Here is a 17409-nt window from a genome sequence, read left to right as displayed (position 1 = left end):
GCCAGTAAAAGCTGTCACATTTTGAAGCCCGTCTCCTGACGGGCTTTTTTGTTTCTGCTGCCACACTGCTCGGGTTTTCACCCACGAAGGACGGGTGAGTCGATCACGAAGGAAATGGCAATGCTGTTTTACAGAGGTTTGAAACCGGCACTGGGCTGGTTGTTTTTGTTGGCGGTGCTGGGATGGATGCACAGCGGCGTGGCAGCGCAGATGGCACTCGATCAGGCCAATGCGTCGGGCACTGTGCCGGTTGTCGAACTGGATGCGCACGAGCGGCAATGGATCCGTGACAACCCCAGAGTAACGGTGGCATCGGTGCAATATCCGCTGTACCTGTTTCAGGACGAACACGGCCAGTGGAGCGGTCTGAACAACGATGTGCTCAAGCGGGTCAGCGCTATGACCGGACTGCAATTCGAGCACCAGGAATCGTTCTCTACCGACCATATGCTCGATCGCCTGCAAAGCGGGGTCGCGGACATCAGTACGACGTTGGCCATGAGCGATGAACGCAAGGCCTTTCTCGATTTCAGTCATGCTTTCGGAGGGGCTGGCTGGGTGTTTGTCGGACATGCCAATGCCCCGAGGGTGGAGTCTTTCGAGCAACTGGCGAAGCGCGTTCTGGTGCTGCCCGCCCGTCATGCTCTGGAGGATGCGATTCGGCGCGATTATCCGTCGATTGAAATACGCTCGGTGAAAACCTACGCCGAAGCGCGGGCGCTGGTCGAGAGTGGGGAAGCCTACGCAACCATCGAAAACGAAATCGGCGCGCAGCTCTATCCGTTGGGCATGCTCAAGGTCGGTGCTCTGGTAGAGGGCAAGTGGGAAGCCGATCATCTGGCTGTACGAAAAGGCATGCCGCAACTACTGAGTATTCTCAACAAGGCGCTGGAAGCTTTCCCTGCTGCGGAGTTGCGGGCGATTCGTCTCAAGTGGCTGGCAGGCGTTTCGCCGCCGCCCGTGCCCTCCGTGTGGAAGCGCCTGGTCGAGTGGGCATGCTGGGCGATGGGGGGAATCGGCGTTTTCGGAATGCTGTCGCTGGTGTGGAACCGGCGCCTGGCGGCCGTGATCAAGCTGCGCTGCGCGGCGGAAAAGGAGTTGGGTGATCAACTGGCCTTTCAGCACGCCCTGATCGATTCGATGCCGGATCCGGTGTTTGTCCGTGATCTGCACGGGCGTTTGATCATCTGCAATCGCAGTTACGAAGAGGCGCTGTCGGTGCGCCAGGACCAGATGCAGGGACGCTTGCTGATCGAAGTCGATGCGTTTCCGGAAACCACCGCGCGGATGCTCCACGACGAATTCATCGCCCAGTTGCAAACCCGCAAGTCGCGCTTCAGCAAACGTCAACTGCTGTTCAAGGGCGGGCCTCGCGAGGTTTATCAGTGGACCGTGCCGTTTTACAGCGGCGACGGCAAATTGCGCGGCTTGTTGGGCGGCTGGACCGACATCACCCAGCGTCGGACCGAGAGCGGGTGTCGCTGTCTGCAGTAAAGAAGGGAAATGTCCTGCAAGACGCGGCTACTTTTCTGATGGGAGGCTTAAGACGCCTGCCCTAGAGTGAACGACACCTGCGGTGAGAGTCCGCGATGATCGCTCCAGAGGTCGCCCATGCGCTCGCTTAAAGTCCTGATTCTTGAACCCAACCCGTTCCAGCTGATGGCATTGCATCAAATGCTCAATGCCATCGGCATCTACGACGTATTGACCGCGCCTTCGCTGGCGTCAGCCTTGTCTTCACTGGGGCATCGCGGTGCGGTCGATATCGCCATTTGCGATCCGCAGCTCAAAGGTGGCGATGGGTTGGCATTGATTCATCACCTGGCGGCGCACCATGAGGCGCGTGCCCTGATTCTGCTGGGCTCGGTCGCGCAGAGTTTGTTGAGTGACCTGGAGCCGGTGCTTCGTCAACAACGCCTGCGCCTGCTGGGGCGTCTGCAGACACCGGTTTCGGCGGTGTTGATGCGAGGTCTGCTGGACAGTTATCTGATCACTGCGCAGGCACTCATCGAGGCCTGATACCGGCGAATATTTTTCTGTCATCTTCGCCATGCATGCTCTGTCAGACACGGTCCTGCAAGGTCGGAACGTGACAGGCAGAACTTTCTTCTCGGGCCGGTGGTCATTTAATGTGAACACGCCCCAGGCACTGTGTTTTCGGACTATTGAGTGGAGATCGAGATGGAAAGTATCAGTCTATTGCTCGGTGAGGCTCTGAGCCCGTATCAGGTGACGCTGACCCCTCGCGGCAGCCATGGTGAATGTCTGGTGACGCTGAAGAACAGCAGCGGCGCCATTGTGGTGGAACGCGAATTCAATCAGGCCCAGTTGAGCGACAAGCGCTTGCTGACCGACGTGGTGGACGGCCTGCACCGTGACGTGATGATCGCCGAAGGGCGGCTGGAACCCTGCGTCATTGCGGCGTTGCGCAATGCAGCTCTGGACAAGCGTCCGGCCCTGTAAAGATGAAATATTTTTTGTGGGAACCTTCCTGCATCCCTGTCAGTCAGACCCCATAACAGCAGGATCAAGCATTGTGCTCCGGTGCTTGTCGCTTGCTGCTACGGGTCTCGAAGCAGACCCCGTTTAACCCCGAGTTGTCTCCCCACTTCTCGGGGTTTCTTTTGCCCGGCGTTTGCCCTGTGCACAGCTTTTTGCTCGAAAACCAAACCTCCAGCGTTGCTCAAATGGCCCCGTCTTCGCGCAGCCGAGCGATTTGCGCCGCGTCGTAGCCCAGATCGCCAAGCACCTGCGCATTGTGTTCGCCAAGCTGCGGTCCGACCCATTCGGACGAGCCCGGCGTTTCCGACAGCTTCGGCACGATGCCGGGCATCTTGAAATCCTTGCCGTCCGGCAGCTTGGCATGCAGGAACATCTCCCGCGCCAGGTATTGCGGATCGTTGAACATGTCCTCGGCGCTGAAGATCCGGCTGACCGGTACGTCGGCCTGATTGAGCAAGTCGAGAACGGTCTGCAGCGGTAAGGAATTGACCCAGCGATCAATCACGCCATACAACTCGTCCCGGCGACTGTCACGTCCGTCGTTACTGGCCAGCACCGGGTCGTTGGCAAGATCTGCGCGGCCAATCACGAGCATGAAGCGTTTGAAGATCGCATCACCATTGGCGCCGATCTGCACATGTTTGCCGTCGGCACTGGTGTGGATCGAAGAGGGCGTGATGCCCGGCATGATGTTACCGCTGCGCTCGCGGATGAAACCGAAGACGTCGAACTCCGGCACCATGCTTTCCATCATCGCGAAGATAGCTTCGTACAGCGCAACGTCGACCACTTGGCCCAGTCCGCCATTGACCTCGCGATGACGCAGCGCCATCAGTGCACCGATCACGCCCCACAGCGCGGCAATCGAATCGCCGATGGAAATCCCGGTACGCACCGGTGGCCGGTCTTCGAAACCGGTGATGTACCGCAGGCCACCCATGGATTCGCCGACCGCACCGAAACCTGGCTGGTCCTTCATCGGCCCGGTCTGACCGAAACCGGACAGGCGCACCATCACCAGTTTCGGGTTCAGGGCGTGCAGGGTTTCCCAGCTCAGACCGAGTTTTTCCAGTACGCCGGGGCGGAAATTCTCGATGAGGATGTCAGCTTCGCCCAGCAGTTGTTTCAGGATCGCCAAACCGTCGGGGTGTTTCAGATTGAGGGTCAGCGACTTCTTGTTGCGCGCCTGGACAAACCACCACAACGAGGTGCCTTCGTACAACTTGCGCCATTTGCGCAGGGGATCGCCGCCGTCCGGCGATTCGATCTTGATCACTTCGGCGCCGAATTCGCCGCAAATGCGCGAGGCAAACGGCCCGGCAATCAACGTACCCAATTCAATGACTTTCAGACCCGAGAGCGGTTTGCTGGTGAACGGCATGCGAAATCCTGTAGGACAAGGCTGAGCGGATACAGGGTTTTAACATAGCCGGCTGTCAGACGCCGCAGCTGGATTGCCATCAATTCGATGATTGCCTGTGGCATGGGTTAGACTTGCCGACTTTCCTCGTATCAAGAAGCCCGTTCATGGCCCAGCCGTCCACTACCTACAAATTCGAACTGAACCTCACCGACCTCGACCGCAGCGTCTACGAAAGCGTCAAGCAGACCATCGCCCGTCATCCTTCGGAGACCGAAGAACGCATGACTGTGCGGCTGCTGGCCTACGCGCTCTGGTACAACGAGCAGCTGTCGTTCGGCCGTGGTCTGTCAGACGTGGATGAACCGGCCTTGTGGGAAAAGAGCCTGGACGACCGTGTCCTGCACTGGATCGAAGTCGGCCAGCCGGATGCCGATCGCCTGACCTGGTGCTCGCGCCGCACCGAACGCACCAGCCTGCTGGCCTACGGCAGCCTGCGTGTGTGGGAAACCAAGGTGATCCCGGCGATCAAGAACCTGAAAAACGTCAACATCGCCGCCGTCCCGCAAGAAGTGCTGGAGACCCTGGCCAAGGACATGCCCCGCGTCATCAAGTGGGACGTGATGATCAGCGAAGGCACGATCTTCGTCACCGACGATCGCGGTCAGCACGAAGTCCAGTTGCAATGGCTGCAAGGTGAGCGCGGCTGAGGTCGCGACACCGCTGATATTTCCCACGAATCAAAGAGAAGCCTCCGTCGCCCCATGCGTATCGAACCTCGTGAATTGCCTGCCACGTTGCCTTTCCTCGGTGATCTGCCGCCACTGCTGACCCGCCTGTACGCGGCGCGGGGCGTGCAGTCGGAGGCGGAGCTGGACAAAAGTCTGGCGCGCTTGATCCCGTTCCAGCAGCTCAAAGGCATCGATGCGGCGGTTGACCTGCTGGTGACGGCATTGGAGCAACGCCAGCGCATTCTGATCGTCGGCGACTTCGACGCGGACGGCGCCACCGCCAGCACTGTCGGTGTCCTCGGTCTGCGCCTGTTGGGCGCGGCGCATGTCGATTACCTGGTGCCGAACCGCTTCGAATACGGCTACGGCCTGACGCCGGAAATCGTCGAAGTCGCGCTGACCCGTGAACCGCAATTATTGATCACCGTCGACAATGGTATTTCCAGTGTCGAAGGCGTCGCGGCGGCCAAGCGCGCCGGACTGAAGGTGTTGATCACCGACCACCACTTGCCCGGCGATGAACTGCCGCAGGCTGATGCGCTGGTCAATCCGAATCAGCCGGGCTGCGAATTTCCGAGCAAAGCGCTGGCCGGCGTCGGGGTGATCTTTTACGTACTCATGGCGTTGCGCGCGCGTCTGCGCAGCCTCGGCTGGTACGAGAGCAAGCCACAACCGAACATCGGCGAACTGCTCGATCTGGTGGCGCTGGGCAGCGTCGCCGACGTGGTGCCGCTGGATGCCAACAACCGCATTCTTGTGCATCAAGGGCTGGAGCGGATTCGCGCCGGCCGGGCACGGCCAGGGATCAAGGCGATTCTCGAAGTCGCCAAGCGAGAGGCTGCGCGGATCACTTCCACCGACCTGGGTTTCATCGTCGGCCCGCGCCTGAACGCCGCCGGACGTCTGGACGACATGAGCCTGGGCATCGAATGCCTGCTCACGGCCGACGCCAATCTGGCGCGGGAAATGGCTGCGCAACTGGACGGCATGAACCAGGATCGCAAATCCATCGAGCAGGGCATGCAGCGTGAAGCGCTGGCGCAGCTCAAGGATCTGCCGGTCGAGTCGATGCCGTTTGGTCTGTGCCTGTTCGATCCGGAGTGGCATCAGGGCGTGATCGGCATCCTCGCCTCGCGCATGAAAGAGCGCTATTTCCGCCCGACCATTGCCTTCGCCGATGCCGGTGATGGTCTGCTCAAGGGCTCCGGTCGCTCGGTGCAGGGCTTCCATATTCGCGATGCGCTGAGTGTGGTCGCGGCGCAGCATCCGAACCTGATCGCCAAGTACGGTGGTCATGCGATGGCCGCTGGTCTGACCTTGCCGCAGGAGAATTTTCAGCTGTTCGCCGAGGCATTTGACGCTGAAGTGCGTAGGCAACTTCGCGAAGAAGACCTCACTGGGCGGATGCTTTCAGATGGCACGCTGGCCGTTGAAGAGTTTCATCTCGAACTGGCCCGCGCCTTGCGCCACGCCGGGCCGTGGGGGCAGCATTTTCCCGAGCCGCTGTTTCACGGTGTGTTTCAACTGGTCGAGCAGCGCGTGGTCGGCGAACGGCATTTGAAAGTGGTGCTGAAAAGCGAATGCGGTTCGGTGAAGCTCGATGGCATCGCGTTTGGCATTGATCGCGATGTGTGGCCGAACCCGACGATTCAATGGGTTGAACTGGCTTACAAGCTCGACGTTAACGAGTTTCGTGGCAACGAGACTGTGCAGCTGATGATTGCTCATATCGAACCGCGCTGAAGATCAAAAGATCGCAGCCTTCGGCAGCTCCTACAGGGGATCGCATTCCTCTGTTGGAGCTGCCGAAGGCTGCGATCTTTTCTGGAACCCCCCAAGATCCCCGGTTGTCGACTAGGCTCTAAGCACTGCTTGATTGGCCTTGTGACGTCTTGTCGTTTTTTTGCCCGCGGGGGCGGGTGCTGCACCCTTTTTCTGTCACTCGTCGACTTTTCAAACAGAACCCTGGAGCCTGCCCACTGATTCGAGAGGTGCCCCATGAGTCTGCTGCTTGAACCCTTTACTCTTCGCCAACTGACCCTGCCCAACCGCATCGCCGTGTCGCCGATGTGCCAGTACTCCAGCGTCGACGGCCTGGCCAACGACTGGCACCTGGTGCACCTGGGTAGCCGCGCGGTGGGCGGTGCCGGTCTGGTTTTCACCGAAGCCACGGCGGTTACCGCCGACGGACGCATCACCGCCGAAGACCTTGGACTGTGGAACGACGAACAGATCGAACCGCTGCAACGCATCACTCGCTTCATCACCGCCCAGGGCGCGGTCGCCGGTATTCAACTGGCCCACGCCGGGCGCAAGGCCAGCACCCACCGGCCGTGGATCGGCAAGCATGGCAGTGTCAAACCCGAGGACGGCGGCTGGACCCCGGTCGGGCCATCGCCGATTGCTTTCGACCCGCAGCACACCCAACCCAAGCAGCTGGATGAAGGGCAGATCGCCGAAGTGATCCAGGCCTTTGTCGACGCGGCAAAACGCGCGCTGACGGCGGGTTTCAGCGTGGTCGAGGTGCATGCTGCGCATGGCTATCTGCTGCATCAGTTTCTCTCGCCGCTGAGCAATCAACGCCGCGATCAGTACGGTGGTTCGTTCGAGAATCGTATCCGTCTGGTGCTGCAAGTCACTGAAGCGGTGAGGGCGGTATGGCCGGAGGAATTACCGGTGTTTGTCCGCGTCTCGGCGACCGATTGGGTCGAAGATGGCTGGAATCCGGATGAGACCGTGGAGCTTGCGCGCCGCCTTCATACGCTGGGCGCCGATCTCATTGACGTGTCTTCAGGAGGGACTGCTGCAAACGCGGAAATCCCGGTTGGACCCGGATATCAGACGCGCTTCGCCGAGCGTGTACGCAAAGAGTCAGGCATCGCCACCGGTACTGTCGGAATGATTACCGAGCCGGCCCAGGCCGAGCACATTCTGCGTACCTGTCAGGCCGATATCATTTTCCTTGCGCGCGAACTGCTGCGCGATCCGTACTGGCCGCTGCACGCCGACGATGATCTGGGCGGGCGCAAAGCAGTGTGGCCGGCGCAGTATCAGCGCGCGACCCATCGGGATCAGCCGATTCATGAATCGGATTTGCGCGATTGATTGAAGGCTGGAAAGCAAAAGCCCCGAGCCAGTGATGATCGGGGCTTTGGTTTGTCTGATGCGGCCTCGCTGTCTGCGCTGCCGTCATCGCGGGCAAGCCCGCTCCCACAGATTCGAGTCGACTACAGGTCTTGTGATCAACCCACCACTGTGGGAGCTGGCTTGCCGGCGATTAGGCCCGTTCAGGCGCCACAAAACCTCAAGGGTATTTACGCTTGTCCGGCGCCGGCGGGAAATACTGGTACAGCCAGGTCTCGCTCAACGTGCGGTCATTGGTGCGAATGAACAGGCGCAGTTCCACTGGCTCGACACTGTCATTGGTCGGATACCAATCGAACAGAATCCGGTAGCCCTTGATGTCATCCAGCACCAGCACGCTGAAGTCCTGCACCTTGCCGTTGGAACAGGTAATCACTGGCTCGATTCCGGTGCCCTGTGGCAGGCGCTCGAGGCCGCCACCGGTGAAGTCCACGGCAAAGCGCCGCGCCCAGACCGGCGGGTAGTGCTCACCCGGCGCCCAGCCCTCGGTGAAGCCGCCCATGCCCGAACGCGTCGCGTGCACCCGCGCCAGTGGCGTGCCGACCGGTGGCAGGGCGCTCCAGTAGAGCTTGTACCCGTAGTTCAGCGAATCACCGGCAGCCACGGGTTTCTTCGGCGTCCAGAACGCGACGATGTTATCCAGCGTCTCGCCGGTCGTAGGAATTTCCAGCAGATCGATAGAGCCTTCGCCCCAGGCGGTTGTAGGTTCTACCCACAGGCTCGGGCGCTTGCTGTACCAGTCGACAGTGTCCTGATAGTTGGCGAATTCGTGGTCGGTCTGCACCAGGCCGAAACCCTTCGGGTCCTTGTCGGCAAATGCGTTGAATTGCAGCGTCGCCGGGTTGTTCAACGGCCGGCAGATCCACTCGCCATTGCCGCGCCACATTGCCAGGCGATCGGAGTCGTGAATCTGCGGATGAATGGTGTCGCACATGCGCCGTTCGTGGGTGCCGCAGCTGAACATGCTCGTCATTGGCGCCACGCCGAGTTGTTCGATGGCGGTGCGTGCGTTGATGTGCGCGTCGATTTCCATGACCACGCGCTCGGCCTGGCAATCGATGTCGAAGCGATAGGCGCCGGTCGCGCTCGGCGAGTCGAGCAGGGCGTAGACCACAAAACGCGTGGCGTTCTTGTCAGGCGTCTCGAACCAGAACTTGGTGAAGTCGGGAAACTCTTCGCGCTTCTTCGCGTAAGTGTCGATGGCCAGGCCGCGCGCGGAGAGGCCATATTGGCCAGTGGCATCGACCGCACGGAAATAGCTGGCGCCGAGAAACGACACCACGTCATGCCGATCCAGCTCCGGCGCCTTGAACAGTTTGAAGCCGGCAAAACCCAGGTCGCCCTTGAGCTGCTGGGTGTCGACCGAAGTGTTCTCGTAATTGAACAGCGCCGGACGGAGATGCACCTCGCGCGCCATGCGCGTCTTCGGATCAACGCTGTACATGCGCACCGGCTGACGGAAACCCATGCCGACGTGGAAAAACTGCACGTCCAGCTGACCTTTGTTTTCCTTCCACAAGGAATGCTTGCCGTCGTAGCGGATCGCGTTAAAGTTCTGCGGAGTCATGGTCGCCAGGGTTGGCGGCAACACCTGTTTCGTATCCTGATAGGCACTGCCGGCGAGCTGCTTGGCCTGACGCTTCAACGCCTCGAAATCGAAGGCCTGGGCCTCGCCATCGGCGGCGCCGCCATTGGCTGCCCAAGCGCGGGCGGCCAACAGGCCCGACGCGGAAAGACCGGTATAGGCCGCAATGGCCATGGACGCTTTGAGCAAATTCCTGCGGTGCATAAATACAACCTGTCGTGTGCAATCCAGCGCCGTTCCTGGCACCTGTCGGATCGGAAATTACGGTTCGGTCATGCCTTCGGCCAAACGCAACGGACTATAAACAGATGCCCGCTAGCTTAATCGGTTCGATTGTCGGGCAAAAAGGGTTGTTTGCGTTGCGTCATCTGGCAATGAAACAAGACATGTCTGTAATTTCTCTGACAGGGTTCTCTGATTTAGAGGGCATATCTGCTTTTTTCGATTAATTACTCTAAAAACCACTTTTCAACGCCGATTTAATTCCTATTCTATGGGCAAGACCGGATACAAGCCTTCGTGCCGGCGGGGCACACGACGCTGCTCGAAGAGGCAGGGCGATGTGAGGTTCAGCAGTTTCTTGACTCAATAGAGAAGGTCATCGTCCATGGCAAAAATACAGAGCATCACCGAAATGTTGGGCATCTTCCCTTGCTTGGGCGGCGGGCGCAGAAGACGCCGCCTCAATTCCGAGGAATTGAAACTTGTGGAGCGTTATCGAGAGCTGTCAGAGAGCGACCGGATCGCCATGCGCTATCTGGTGGATGCGATGCGGAGTGTTTCGCGATTCTAAGGGGGAGGGGGAGAAGGGGGCAGGCCGAGAGGCCTGCCCCTTTTCAATTGCGTAACGCTCGAAACATGCCCTTCTGAGTGGCGAGCAACATCTCGAAGCACACTCACGGGGCGGGTTGGGGCACTTTCGAACTAGGCTGAGGGCCTTAGATCCGGATAACCCTTGTTTGGAGACGGAACATGAACACCCGTGGATTGCTCGATCAACTGCTCAAGTCCGGGCAGGAAATGCTGCAGAACAAGACTGGCGGCGCTTCCAACAAGTCGGCTGCCGGCGGACTTGGCGGCTTGCTCGGTGGCTCGTCTGGCTCCAGCGGTCTCGGCGGCCTGCTCTCAGGCGCGGGCGGCGGCGCATTGGCCGCGGGCGCGATGGGCCTGCTGCTCGGCAATAAAAAGGTCCGCAAGGTCGGCGGCAAAGTCGCCATCTACGGCGGCCTCGCCGCGCTGGGCGTGCTGGCCTACAAGGCCTACGGCAACTACAACGCTCAGAAAGGCAGCGCACCACAACGCGAACCACAAACCCTCGACCGCCTGCCACCCGCGCAAGTCGAAGAACACAGTCAGGCGATCCTCAAAGCCCTGGTCGCCGCCGCCAAGGCCGACGGCCACATCGACGAGCGCGAGCGCGAACTGATCGAAGGCGAATTCACCAAACTCGACAACGACCAGGAACTGCAACACTGGCTCCACGCCGAACTCAACAAACCCCTCGACCCCACCGACGTCGCCCGCGCCGCGAGCACGCCGGAAATGGCGGCAGAGATGTACATCGCCAGTGTGATGCTGGTGGATGAGGAGAATTTTATGGAGAAGAGTTATCTGGATGAACTGGCACGGCAGTTGAAGCTGGAGCCGGGGTTGAAGGTGGAGTTGGAGAGGCAGGTGCGGTTGGCGGCAGATTGATTATGGGGTCAGAAATCGCAGTGTTGTGCTGCGATTTTTCCTGTGTCGCTTATTGAGGCGTCAATACAGATTTAGCTCGGAAAGCCGTTTTTAATCTTTTTGATTCGTGAACAATGATGTAATCAAGCCTCAATCATAAAATCTTCAATTCTTTCAATGAATTCGATTTTGCTTTTGGTTCTGAATTCACCTAGAAACTTTTCGGAGTTTTTGATTGGCTCACCTGTTCTATCGTATTCGATCGTTAGCATATCAATCACAAATTCTCCGTCGGGATCCCCTTCGGGCTCGACTCTCGTGTCAAAGCAATGGCCGGTACTCTGGCGGACTCCTCCGATCAGTACCGAACTAGAGAACCAGTTGCAAGTCTCCGGTGTCAGCTCCACCTCAAACAGATTGTTGATTGTTATTGTCCAGCCGCTTGGTACTCGGATGGGTTGGAGTTTGTATTCGAGTTTTGATCTCATTGGTTCTCTCCGAATCTTTGCATTCGTGAATACTTTGCTCTGATCATTCAAACGATAATCGTGCTTACTGCAGCGTTGAATAAATGCGCTGGCAAGTAACAATTTTTTTTACTTTAATTTGTATTCGAATTTTTCATCTAAGCCCAGGGATATGTCCTGATTTTCTGTTCGCTCGAATATAAGTATCATTTTTTTAAAAGTTTCGCCCATGCTTTGTTCAGATTCTTTCGAATTTTTCCATACTATTTCAATCGGACGCTCCACGTCCGTACTGAGCAAATCCCACAGAGAATTTAGGTTGTTTCCATAGTACTGAGCCCAATAAAATGCAGAAGCTATACGCTTGTGGAAATCCTGCTCGGAAGAAATGGATAGGCCGTCAAGTTCAATTATCATTCAGGTTATTTCCACTTTCCTATTGGGCTGACAGCGCCCATCCGCTCTGAGCAGCCTGCCTTAAGAAAAGGGGACAGATTTATATTCAGTTTGAAGAAAGAAATCTGTCCTCTTTTACTCAGTCCCTTTTGCTCAGAAGACAAGCGACCACATGATCGCTCTGTCTTCAGAGATGAATTAGACCTCCTGCCGCCAAGCGGAAAACGTGATCACTGTGCCAGCTTCTTTTCTATTGGTGATTTCTACTTTATAGGTACCACCATTGATGCGGCCTTCAACGAGCGCTTTGCGCTCGTTGCCGCTGACTTCGGCGTCCTTTGCATGTTGCTGATAGAAGTCGATAACATCCGCGTATTCGGTAAAAGTCCTGAGAATGACCTCATATTCATGCTGAGGGCGTCCGGCTATTTTGTCCCAGTCACCGTCAATTGACGTGCCCTCCATACCCGGTGTCGTAAAGACACCGTGAGCGCCGGCGCCAATCAAGTGAGCTCGCTGCGGAAGCAACGGCAGCATCGCTTTTGGAAAATCGGAAGGTAATTGAGCCGCAGTCCAGGCTCCCTGTTTCGGCTGAGTCACGATGTACTCAACGTGGGCAATCTTCTGCGCAGCGGCTCGGCGTTCTGGATCGTCACTCTCCGCCCACAGCGCCATCATAGGAGGCAGTTGCTTACTCCAGGGGATCAAAGCATCGGCGTCAGACTTGCCGGCGCCTTCTGGCTGGAAAATAGTCAGCACGGTTTCCGGCGCATCGTTACAAGTCAATGGTTCCTCGCGAGACTTGACGGTGCAGTGGCCATTGACCAGTCCTACGGCGAGCAACTGCCCCTTGTCGTCCAGCAGCAATGCGGCGCGCTCGACCCCGTTGTTACCGTCGTCCATGGCAGTGATCATTTTTCTGCCGGGAGGCACACCATCAACAAAAGTCGACATTTCTGAGTCGAGCGCTTCAAGAACCTGCTGCACGATCATCGTATTGTCATTGGTGTAACTTCCGGTTTGGTAGCCAAAAAAATCAACGAGTGCAGAACGAACCGCCGGGTCTTGGTTGAGCTTGTGAGCCCGTTCTGGACTGGCTTCGTTTGTAAGCAACAAGACAGTTGTGCCGTCGGAACGTTGTTCGGATCGTAGTGACAGCGCGATTGCGCTTAGGGAGAAGGTGAAGGCTAAAAGCAAGGCGAGAGTGCGGCTCAAGTGTTTCAAGATAACAGTCCTTTGGTTATTTAATCCGTGAGAGTGGTCGCAGAGATGTGATCTGGTGATTATGCGTTGAGCATAAGTTTTCTGTTTTTCATTATTCTTTAATGGGGAGTTTAAGTTGACAGTCGCCTTGAAGGTTTCAGTGACGTGTTTTTCACGCGTATCAGGCGGCCCAGCAGATTTCTTCGTACAGCCAATCATTCAAGGCTTCCAGAATTCAATTCCCTCCACATGACGCTCTATGTCATCCATGTCATCCTCGCCAAGAGTTGAGTCAAAGTTTTTGCTGATAATTGTTCTGATTTTTGCTAGTCGCTGAGTTACGTTTTCATTGTCAATGAACTCGGTTGTCGCTTTTCGATATTCTTCAACCGGTTTGTCGCTATAGTAACTTCCCATTTTATGTAGAGAAATCATGATGAATTCAATATTTGCGAGTGCTTCCAGAGCATCTTCGCCAGTCAGTATGATTTTCTTGTTTTTTTCTAACATTATTTTCTCCGAGTAAAAGTTGGGTTCTCTAATTTTAAGTTTCCTTTAATGGTCAGCTCCATAGTTCCATACCTAGGGTTTTTAACCCATTCGAGCTGCGAGTCAGGTACGTCTGTCTCAATGTAATCCCGGCCGCGGCCTCTGCCAATTTGGTATTTTTCTTCAGCATCAAGCTGGCTCAGCGGCTTCTTGTTGGCGGGTTCGACGTAAACACGATTGTTATCCTGAGCTTGGATTACACCATCGCTTTCGATACCAGTAGAGCCTTTTCTGTTGGTGTAGTGCCGGACACGAGTAGTACTTTCTCCGCGAGGGACGGGGGAAGGTGCCGCTGGTTCGCCTTCGTTGACCTTGGCTTTTTCGGAAGGGTTACCGATATCGCCCTTAGATTTAGCTTTCTTCTGTGGACATTCGCTACTCAACCCCAAAGGATCCACCCACCCCGTAGGGTTAGGCACGTACTGGTAGCTGTTCAACCCACCCGCAAGCTTGATCGGATCCGGCGTCAAAAACCGTCCAGTCCCCGGATTGTAGTAGCGGTGGCGGTTGTAATGTAACCCTGTCTCGGCGTCGAAATACTGCCCTTGAAAACGCAGCGGATTATCGATTTCGCTGACGTCCAGCGCCGCGAGGTTGCCATAGGTGCGGTACTTCGCGGACCACATGATTTCCCCACTGTAGTCGGTGAGCTCTTGCGGAGTGCCGAGGTGGTCGAGTTGATAGTAGAACGGGGCAGCCTTTAGTGGGCCTTCGTCGTCGAGCATTGCCAACGGGCGGAAGCTGCCCGGCTCGTAGATGTAGCTGCGATAGCGATTTTCTGCGCTTTCGGCGATCAATCGCTCGCCTTGCCAGAGAAATTCAGTGGTGTGGCCGTCGACGGTTTTCTCGATGCGGCGGCCGAAGGCGTCGTATTTGTAGGATGCGGTGCTGCCACCCGGCAGGCTGACGCCGATCAGGCGGTGCTGGCAGTCGTAGCGGTACTCGGTGACGAGCTTTTGGCTGGTGCCGCGACGCTCGCGGATCAGGTTGCCGTAGGCGTCGTAATCGTAATGGCGGTCGCCTTGCATCAGTAGGCGGTTGCCTTTGACGTTGGCTATGTTGGCTGCGGGCAGGTCATTCTGGCCGAGGAGGTTGCCTGACGGGTCATGGGCGAAGCTCTCTGGTATGGCGCCGCGTACGCTGATCAGGCGATCCAGTGGATCATAGTGATAGCTGCGGTTGCCTTTACGGCTGTCGTTGATGCCGGTGAGTTGCCGTTGGCATCGTAGTTGTAGCGACGCTGGAACAGGTGTTTGTCCCGTTGGCTGACGCTGTGGGCCTGTAGTCGGCCCTGTTCATCGTATTGGTATTGGCTAAGCAGCAAGCCTTGTTGGCGTTGTTGCTCGCGACCGGCGTTGAACTGGTGGCTGGTCAGGCGTGAGCCATTGAGGTCGATGCTGCTCAGGCGCCCACCGGACAAATGACGGTAATCAAGCGTGCAGCCGTCCGGCAGACGGCAGTGGCTGAGTTGACCGACGCTGTCGTTTTCGTAGCGCAAGGTGCCCCAGACTTGGTGTTCCTCGATGAGTTGGTCTGCAAGTCATATTTATAGGCGAAAGGCTAACGACCGTCGTCGACGCTGGCTAGTCAACGCGAGCTCGTCGATCCATTAAATTTTTACTTTATTCAATGTATGGTCTAACGCTTTTTCAAGATCGGCCCAGGTTTTGGCCGTTTCGGTGTATATAGGCGATGCCCAATTTTTATTTGCGATTAATGAGATTCTGAAGGCGCCGTGTTCACTGAATTCGGGATACCAACCAATGTCTATTGTTTGCTCGTGCGGGAGTAGCGCTTGCAAAAGATCCTCCCTTAACTCATCTGTAATGAGCGAAATATCCGATCCGACTAGGCTGGATATCTCGTCAAAAGTTATCTTGCCACCAAGTTTTTTTATGTTTTCAAGATTCATAAATCATTTCTTCTTTTTCGTTGGTTTTCTAAACGATTCTTCTGATATTGGATGTCCATGTATAGTGTTTGCACTTAACTCCACTCTCATGTACTGAGTTTCTTTTCCGTCATTGGCGCCTATGGTTTTTCCCATGTCAATTACTTTCCATGGTTTTCCGTTGTTAACATCTTGACCATTTGCAAACGCGTGCCGCTCTAACGCTTCAATGTCCGTGCCGGGTAGATATTTAGCTGCACCTCCATTAGCGGTCGATTTTACAACCGATGGCCAAGGAGCCTTAGGCGCCACATGTTTATTGCCATGATTTGTCCATTGAACGTCGGGAGGAGGCGGGGCTCCATCGCTTACCCTGGCTTTTCCTTCAGATATTTCAGCGCTTTGCCCCGGAACGCATTTATCTCCGCCTGGACAAGTATTCAACCCTAGGGGATCCACCCACCCCGTAGGGTTAGGCACGTACTGGTAGCTGTTCAACCCACCCGCAAGCTTGATCGGGTCCCGCGTCAAAACCGCCCAGTGCCCGGATTGTAGTAGCGGTGGCGGTTGTAATGTAAGCCTGTCTCGGCGTCGAAATACTGACCCTGGAAGCGCAACGGGTTATCGATTTCGCTGACATCCAGCGCTGCGAGGTTGCCGTACGCGCGATACTTCGCCGACCACATGATTTCGCCGCTGTAGTCGGTCAGTTCCTGCGGCGTGCCGAGGTGGTCGAGTTGGTAGTAAAACGGGGCCGCTTTTAGCGGGCTTTCGCCGTCGAGCATTGCCAACGGGCGGAAGGTGCCCGGTTCGTAGATGTAGCTGCGATAACGATTTTGTGCGCTTTCGGCGATCAGGCGTTCGCCTTGCCAGAGGAATTCAGTGGTATGGCCGTCGACGGTTTTCTCGATGCGGCGGCCGAAGGCGTCGTATTTGTAGGATGCGGTGCTGCCACCCGGCAGGCTGACGCCGATCAGGCGATGCTGGCAGTCGTAGCGGTATTCGGTGACGAGCTTTTGGCCGGTGCCGCGACGCTCTCGGATCAGGTTGCCGTAAGTGTCGGAGTCGTAGTGGCGGTCGCCTTGCATCAGCAGGCGATTGCCTTTGACATTGGCGAGGTTGGCTGCGGGCAGGTCATTCTGGCCGAGGAGGTTGCCTGCCGGGTCATGGGCGAAGCTCTCTGGTATGGCGCCGCGTACGCTGATCCAGGCGATCCAGTGGATCGTAGTGATAGCTGCGGTTGCCTTTGCGGCTGTCGTCGATGCCGGCGAGGTTGCCATTGGCGTCGTATTGGTAGCGGCGCTGGAACAGGTGTATGTCCCGCTGGCTGACGCTGTGTGCTTGAAGTCGGCCCTGTTCGTCGTATTGGTACTGGCTGAGCAGCAAGCCTTGTTGGCGCTGTTGTTCGCGACCGGCGTTGAACTGATGGCTGGTCAGGCGTGAGCCGTTGAGGTCGATGCTGCTGAGTTGCCCGCCAGGCTGGTGACGATAATCGAGTTGGCTGCCATCGGGCAAGCGGCAGTGCTTGAGCTGGCCGACGCTGTCGTATTCGTTCTTCGCTGCCATCGGCGTTGGTTACGGTGACGCTGCCTTTGTCGTCCCAGACGTACTGCGCTTCCATCTGCGAAAAGTTGGCCCAGTGACGAGTGCAGCGAGACAGTTTGCCTTCGTTTTCCCACTCCCAATAGAACGCCGCGCCGCCTGCCAATTGCCGCTCGAGAATGACGTGCTGGTCGTTGTAGCGATAGCGTTCGGCTTCGTCTGCGGCATTCTTCGCCTCGATCAGGCGATGCTGCGTGTCGTAGCTGTAAGTGACCAGCGTCTGCACTGTGTTCCATGCGGCCTCAAGATTGTCCGCTGGCAGGAACTGTTGATAGTCGACGGCGATGATGTGCTTGCGATCGTTC

15 protein-coding genes and 2 pseudogenes are annotated in these 17409 nt (G+C 57.0%); 8 read left to right on the top strand and 9 right to left on the bottom strand.

Features of this window, described 5'->3' with window-relative positions; translation table 11 throughout:
• Nucleotides 1-120 precede the first annotated feature (120 nt).
• From AB4N48_RS19380 to AB4N48_RS19370, 3 genes are all read left to right on the top strand, one after another.
• Nucleotides 121-1494, top strand: coding sequence for a transporter substrate-binding domain-containing protein (locus tag AB4N48_RS19380; RefSeq protein WP_056783127.1), 1374 nt, complete (start codon nucleotides 121-123; stop codon nucleotides 1492-1494).
• A gap of 117 nt (nucleotides 1495-1611) precedes the next feature.
• Nucleotides 1612-2019, top strand: a complete 408-nt coding sequence (locus AB4N48_RS19375) for a response regulator (protein ID WP_041478191.1) — start codon at nucleotides 1612-1614, stop codon at nucleotides 2017-2019.
• Between the two features lie 162 nt (nucleotides 2020-2181).
• A complete protein-coding gene (locus AB4N48_RS19370) occupies nucleotides 2182-2463 on the top strand; it encodes a DUF3509 domain-containing protein (protein ID WP_016771530.1) in 282 nt (93 codons plus the stop codon).
• Between the two features lie 220 nt (nucleotides 2464-2683).
• Here AB4N48_RS19370 and AB4N48_RS19365 read toward each other — a convergent pair whose 3' ends face one another.
• Entirely contained in the window at nucleotides 2684-3883 is a 1200-nt protein-coding gene (locus tag AB4N48_RS19365; protein WP_041478190.1) for a CaiB/BaiF CoA transferase family protein, read from the bottom strand.
• A gap of 146 nt (nucleotides 3884-4029) precedes the next feature.
• Here AB4N48_RS19365 and AB4N48_RS19360 point away from each other — a divergent pair, with 146 nt between their 5' ends.
• The 3 genes from AB4N48_RS19360 to AB4N48_RS19350 all read left to right on the top strand — a co-directional run bounded on the left by AB4N48_RS19360 (nucleotide 4030) and on the right by AB4N48_RS19350 (nucleotide 7698).
• The gene (locus AB4N48_RS19360) at nucleotides 4030-4572 is read left to right on the top strand and encodes a YaeQ family protein (RefSeq protein ID WP_007908961.1); all 543 of its coding nucleotides are present in this window, start codon (nucleotides 4030-4032) and stop codon (nucleotides 4570-4572) included.
• A 54-nt stretch (nucleotides 4573-4626) separates the two neighbouring features.
• The gene (recJ, locus tag AB4N48_RS19355) at nucleotides 4627-6336 is read left to right on the top strand and encodes a single-stranded-DNA-specific exonuclease RecJ (protein ID WP_236168090.1); all 1710 of its coding nucleotides are present in this window, start codon (nucleotides 4627-4629) and stop codon (nucleotides 6334-6336) included.
• A gap of 255 nt (nucleotides 6337-6591) precedes the next feature.
• Nucleotides 6592-7698: an NADH:flavin oxidoreductase/NADH oxidase gene (locus tag AB4N48_RS19350; RefSeq protein WP_039759093.1), complete on the top strand. Its 1107-nt coding sequence runs from the start codon at nucleotides 6592-6594 to the stop codon at nucleotides 7696-7698.
• Nucleotides 7699-7897: 199 nt separating this feature from the next.
• Here the strand turns inward: AB4N48_RS19350 and AB4N48_RS19345 are convergent, their stop codons facing one another.
• The gene (locus tag AB4N48_RS19345) at nucleotides 7898-9526 is read right to left on the bottom strand and encodes a glucan biosynthesis protein D (protein WP_460094185.1); all 1629 of its coding nucleotides are present in this window, start codon (nucleotides 9524-9526) and stop codon (nucleotides 7898-7900) included.
• Nucleotides 9527-9929: 403 nt separating this feature from the next.
• Here AB4N48_RS19345 and AB4N48_RS19340 point away from each other — a divergent pair, with 403 nt between their 5' ends.
• Entirely contained in the window at nucleotides 9930-10115 is a 186-nt protein-coding gene (locus tag AB4N48_RS19340; RefSeq protein ID WP_041478186.1) for a hypothetical protein, read from the top strand.
• A gap of 179 nt (nucleotides 10116-10294) precedes the next feature.
• Complete coding sequence (locus AB4N48_RS19335; RefSeq protein ID WP_323621756.1) at nucleotides 10295-11017, top strand: tellurite resistance TerB family protein; 723 nt, start codon at nucleotides 10295-10297, stop codon at nucleotides 11015-11017.
• 122 nt (nucleotides 11018-11139) lie between these two features.
• Here AB4N48_RS19335 and AB4N48_RS19330 read toward each other — a convergent pair whose 3' ends face one another.
• From AB4N48_RS19330 to AB4N48_RS19300, 7 genes and pseudogenes are all read right to left on the bottom strand, one after another.
• On the bottom strand, nucleotides 11140-11484 hold the full coding sequence (locus AB4N48_RS19330) for a hypothetical protein (RefSeq protein ID WP_460094184.1): 345 nt from the start codon (nucleotides 11482-11484) through the stop codon (nucleotides 11140-11142).
• A 108-nt stretch (nucleotides 11485-11592) separates the two neighbouring features.
• Nucleotides 11593-11880, bottom strand: coding sequence for a barstar family protein (locus AB4N48_RS19325; protein ID WP_150636249.1), 288 nt, complete (start codon nucleotides 11878-11880; stop codon nucleotides 11593-11595).
• Nucleotides 11881-12057: 177 nt separating this feature from the next.
• Nucleotides 12058-13281 carry a hypothetical protein gene (locus AB4N48_RS19320; protein WP_460094183.1) on the bottom strand — a complete coding sequence of 408 codons (1224 nt, stop codon included), beginning with the start codon at nucleotides 13279-13281 and terminating at the stop codon, nucleotides 12058-12060.
• A complete protein-coding gene (locus AB4N48_RS19315; protein ID WP_041478181.1) occupies nucleotides 13282-13572 on the bottom strand; it encodes a hypothetical protein in 291 nt (96 codons plus the stop codon).
• Nucleotides 13572-15198 (bottom strand): annotated as a pseudogene (locus AB4N48_RS19310) (RHS repeat-associated core domain-containing protein); the annotation flags it as partial. The pseudogene AB4N48_RS19310 and the gene AB4N48_RS19315, both read right to left, overlap by 1 nt.
• 22 nt (nucleotides 15199-15220) lie before the next feature.
• Nucleotides 15221-15523 carry a hypothetical protein gene (locus AB4N48_RS19305; protein ID WP_136492024.1) on the bottom strand — a complete coding sequence of 101 codons (303 nt, stop codon included), beginning with the start codon at nucleotides 15521-15523 and terminating at the stop codon, nucleotides 15221-15223.
• A 3-nt stretch (nucleotides 15524-15526) separates the two neighbouring features.
• Nucleotides 15527-17053, bottom strand: a pseudogene (locus AB4N48_RS19300) (RHS repeat domain-containing protein); the annotation flags it as partial.
• Nucleotides 17054-17409 lie beyond the last annotated feature (356 nt).

Source organism: Pseudomonas sp. S2_C11, from assembly GCF_054668395.1.
This window is presented reverse-complemented; position numbering and strand designations above follow the sequence as displayed.

Excerpts from the sequence above, each read along its gene's own strand:
- AB4N48_RS19360 (WP_007908961.1), top strand. The coding sequence starts at position 4,030 with ATGGCCCAGCCGTCCACTACCTACAAATTCGAACTGAACCTCACCGAC.
- AB4N48_RS19365 (WP_041478190.1), bottom strand. The coding sequence starts at position 3,883 with ATGCCGTTCACCAGCAAACCGCTCTCGGGTCTGAAAGTCATTGAATTG.
- AB4N48_RS19370 (WP_016771530.1), top strand. The coding sequence starts at position 2,182 with ATGGAAAGTATCAGTCTATTGCTCGGTGAGGCTCTGAGCCCGTATCAG.
- AB4N48_RS19375 (WP_041478191.1), top strand. The coding sequence starts at position 1,612 with ATGCGCTCGCTTAAAGTCCTGATTCTTGAACCCAACCCGTTCCAGCTG.
- AB4N48_RS19305 (WP_136492024.1), bottom strand. The coding sequence starts at position 15,523 with ATGAATCTTGAAAACATAAAAAAACTTGGTGGCAAGATAACTTTTGAC.
- AB4N48_RS19325 (WP_150636249.1), bottom strand. The coding sequence starts at position 11,880 with ATGATAATTGAACTTGACGGCCTATCCATTTCTTCCGAGCAGGATTTC.
- AB4N48_RS19345 (WP_460094185.1), bottom strand. The coding sequence starts at position 9,526 with ATGCACCGCAGGAATTTGCTCAAAGCGTCCATGGCCATTGCGGCCTAT.
- AB4N48_RS19380 (WP_056783127.1), top strand. The coding sequence starts at position 121 with ATGCTGTTTTACAGAGGTTTGAAACCGGCACTGGGCTGGTTGTTTTTG.
- AB4N48_RS19350 (WP_039759093.1), top strand. The coding sequence starts at position 6,592 with ATGAGTCTGCTGCTTGAACCCTTTACTCTTCGCCAACTGACCCTGCCC.
- AB4N48_RS19330 (WP_460094184.1), bottom strand. The coding sequence starts at position 11,484 with ATGAGATCAAAACTCGAATACAAACTCCAACCCATCCGAGTACCAAGC.
- AB4N48_RS19340 (WP_041478186.1), top strand. The coding sequence starts at position 9,930 with ATGGCAAAAATACAGAGCATCACCGAAATGTTGGGCATCTTCCCTTGC.
- AB4N48_RS19320 (WP_460094183.1), bottom strand. The coding sequence starts at position 13,281 with ATGATTGGCTGTACGAAGAAATCTGCTGGGCCGCCTGATACGCGTGAA.
- AB4N48_RS19335 (WP_323621756.1), top strand. The coding sequence starts at position 10,295 with ATGAACACCCGTGGATTGCTCGATCAACTGCTCAAGTCCGGGCAGGAA.
- recJ (WP_236168090.1), top strand. The coding sequence starts at position 4,627 with ATGCGTATCGAACCTCGTGAATTGCCTGCCACGTTGCCTTTCCTCGGT.
- AB4N48_RS19315 (WP_041478181.1), bottom strand. The coding sequence starts at position 13,572 with ATGTTAGAAAAAAACAAGAAAATCATACTGACTGGCGAAGATGCTCTG.